Origin of the sequence: Streptomyces botrytidirepellens, from assembly GCF_003721215.1 — a bacterium.
Classification (GTDB): Bacteria; Actinomycetota; Actinomycetes; order Streptomycetales; family Streptomycetaceae; genus Streptomyces; species Streptomyces himastatinicus.
On record NZ_RIBZ01000521.1, the window covers coordinates 1 to 2,425 of the forward strand.

At 73.2% G+C, this 2,425-nt stretch carries 3 protein-coding genes; 2 read left to right on the top strand and 1 reads right to left on the bottom strand.

Annotated elements, in window-relative coordinates; translation table 11 throughout:
• Together EEJ42_RS32245 and EEJ42_RS32250 are read left to right on the top strand one after the other, a co-directional pair.
• Positions 1 to 619 (top strand): glycosyltransferase (locus EEJ42_RS32245; protein ID WP_123105455.1); only part of this gene is annotated, 619 nt, incomplete at its 5' end.
• A gap of 133 nt (positions 620 to 752) precedes the next feature.
• Positions 753 to 1,943 (top strand): glycoside hydrolase family 64 protein, encoded by a 1,191-nt coding sequence (locus EEJ42_RS32250; protein ID WP_123105457.1) that lies wholly within the window; start codon positions 753 to 755, stop codon positions 1,941 to 1,943.
• A gap of 9 nt (positions 1,944 to 1,952) precedes the next feature.
• Here the strand turns inward: EEJ42_RS32250 and EEJ42_RS32255 are convergent.
• Positions 1,953 to 2,425: PucR family transcriptional regulator (locus tag EEJ42_RS32255; RefSeq protein WP_148082097.1), on the bottom strand; the 473-nt coding region annotated here is incomplete at its 5' end.

Sequence of the window (2,425 nt, forward strand, 5' to 3'; positions counted from 1 at the left end):
CGCGCCGCGCCCCGCGCCCGAGACGGGCGACGGTGCCCGCCAGAAGGCGCGCGCGGAACTGGGCGCGGTGGAGCGGGCCCTGCTGCTCGCGGTCGGCCGTCTGGACGCCGCCACGGGCCACGGCCCGCTGCTGGACGCGGCGCGCCGCTGGCGCACCCTGGACCCGCCGCCGCTGCTGGCGATCGCGGGGGAGGGGCCGGACCGGGGCGTGTTGCAGCGCCGGATCGACGCCGAGGGCCTCCCGGTGCGGCTGCTCGGCCGCCGGGACGACGTACCGGAGTTGCTGGCCGTCGCCGATGTCTGCGTGCTGTCCAGCCGCTGGGAGGCGCGTTCGCTGCTGGCCCAGGAGGCGCTGCACGCGGGGGTGCCGCTGGTCGCCACGGCGGTGGGCGGGGTGCCCGAACTGGTGGGGGACGCCGCCGAACTCGTCCCGTACGGCGACCCCGACGCCCTGGCCGACGCCGTGATCCGGCTGCTGGGCGACCCCGCGCGGCGCGCGGAGCTGACCGCGGCGGGGCGGGCGCGGACCGTGGAGTGGCCGACGGAGGACGACACGGTGGCCCATGTCCTCAGCGTCTACGACGAATTGGTGCAGACCTTTCTGCGTGCAGGGGGTTGACGCCCCCGGTCGCCGATCGGCAGGGTGCTGCGCGGTGGACCGAGAGAGCGCTCTCTGACGGCGCGCGTCTTTCCTCGTGTCGCTTTTCCTGTCATGTCCCGGCAACCCCCACTACGCCGAGGAGTGCATTGTCATGATCACACGCAGAATGCTGCTGAGCGGAATCGCTGCCTCCGCCGCTGCCGCGGGCACCGGGCCCACGCTCACCGGCGGGGCGCAGGCCCTGACGCGTGCCGAAACGACGCGTGCCGAAACGACGAGTGCCGAAACGCTTCCCCTCACGGTCGCCAACAAGACCGGCCAGTTCGGCAACGCGTCGATATGGCTCTACATCGTCGGCAACGCCGACAACCAGCAGGTCCGCGTCACCCCCGACGGCACCCTCGCCCCCGTCGCGCTCTCCGACAACGGCGCCGACGGCTTCGCCGACTACGCCATCCCGCTCTCGGCAAGCGGCGACACGAAGCTGACGCTGCCCCGGATGTCCGGCCGGATCTATGTCGCGCTGGGCGCCAAGCTCAAGTTCAAGGTGGTGACGGACGGGGCGGGCAAGGCCGCGCTCCAGTACCCGGCGGGCTGGGTGTCCGGCGACCCGAACTACCAGGTCATGCACGACTGCGCGGAGTTCACCTTCAACGCCTCCGGCATGTTCTGCAACACCACCATGGTCGACATGTTCAGCGTCCCGCTCGCCATCCGACTCACCGGCGCCAAGGACCAGACGACCGGCACCCTCAAGGACGGCGCCCGCGCCAAGGTCTTCTCCGACCTCCGCGCGGTCGAGGCGTTCGAGCCGCTGGTCATCGGGGACGACCTGCGGGTCGTCGCGCCCGGCCACGGCCTGGGCGCGGGGCTGTTCCCGCAGGACTACTTCGCGTCCTACATCGACCGGGTCTGGGACGCCTACGCGTCGAAGGACCTCGAGGTCACCACCAACGCGGGCACCTTCACCGGCCGCGTCAGCGGCGGCAGGCTCTCCTTCACCGGCCCCGCCACGGTCGCCTTCGACAAGCCGTCCACCAAGGACGTGCTGTTCTGCGACGGCGCCCTGGCCGCGCCCAACGACGGTACGACGGGGCCGGTCGCGGCCATTCTCGGCGCGGGCTTCAACCGCACCACGCTGCACGACACCGCCGCCCAGCCGACGACCGACCCGGCCGCGTTCTACGGCGAGCAGATCACCCACCACTACGCCAAGGCGATGCACGCGGCGACGGCCGACGGCAAGGCGTACGGCTTCGCCTTCGACGACGTGGCCGACTTCGCGTCGTACATCCAGGACACCGCCCCGACCGCGTTCACCCTCACCCTGACCCCGTTCTAGAAGGGCCCCTCACCGCACATGGCGGCGGGCCTGGAGGGCCACCCCCAGGGCGAGCACCGTCTGGGGGTCCTCCAGGTCGGTGCCGAGCAGCCGGGCGATCCGGGCCAGCCGGTCGTACAGCGTCTGGCGGTTGAGGTGCAGCGCGCGGGCCGTCTCCGCCTTGCGGCCCGCGTGCCGCAGATACACCTCCAGCGTCGGCACCAGCGGCGGACGCGCGTCGCGGTCGTGGGCGAGCAGCGGGCCGATCACCCGGTCGACGAACGCGGCCAGGTCCCCGTGCTCCCGCAGTCGCCACAGCAACAGGTCGACATCCAGGCTGCGCACGTCGTACCAGTCCCGGTCCGCCAGCCCGTGCGCCGCGTGCGCCGCCTCCGCCGCGTGCCGCAACTCGCCGCCGACCGCGTCCCACCCGGCCGCGAGCCCGGCGATCACCACGGGCGGATGCGCCCCGGCGGGACGGTCGGGCCAGGCCCGCTCCACCC

Coding starts and splice junctions, on each gene's coding strand:
- EEJ42_RS32250 (WP_123105457.1), top strand. CDS start 753: ATGATCACACGCAGAATGCTGCTGAGCGGAATCGCTGCCTCCGCCGCT.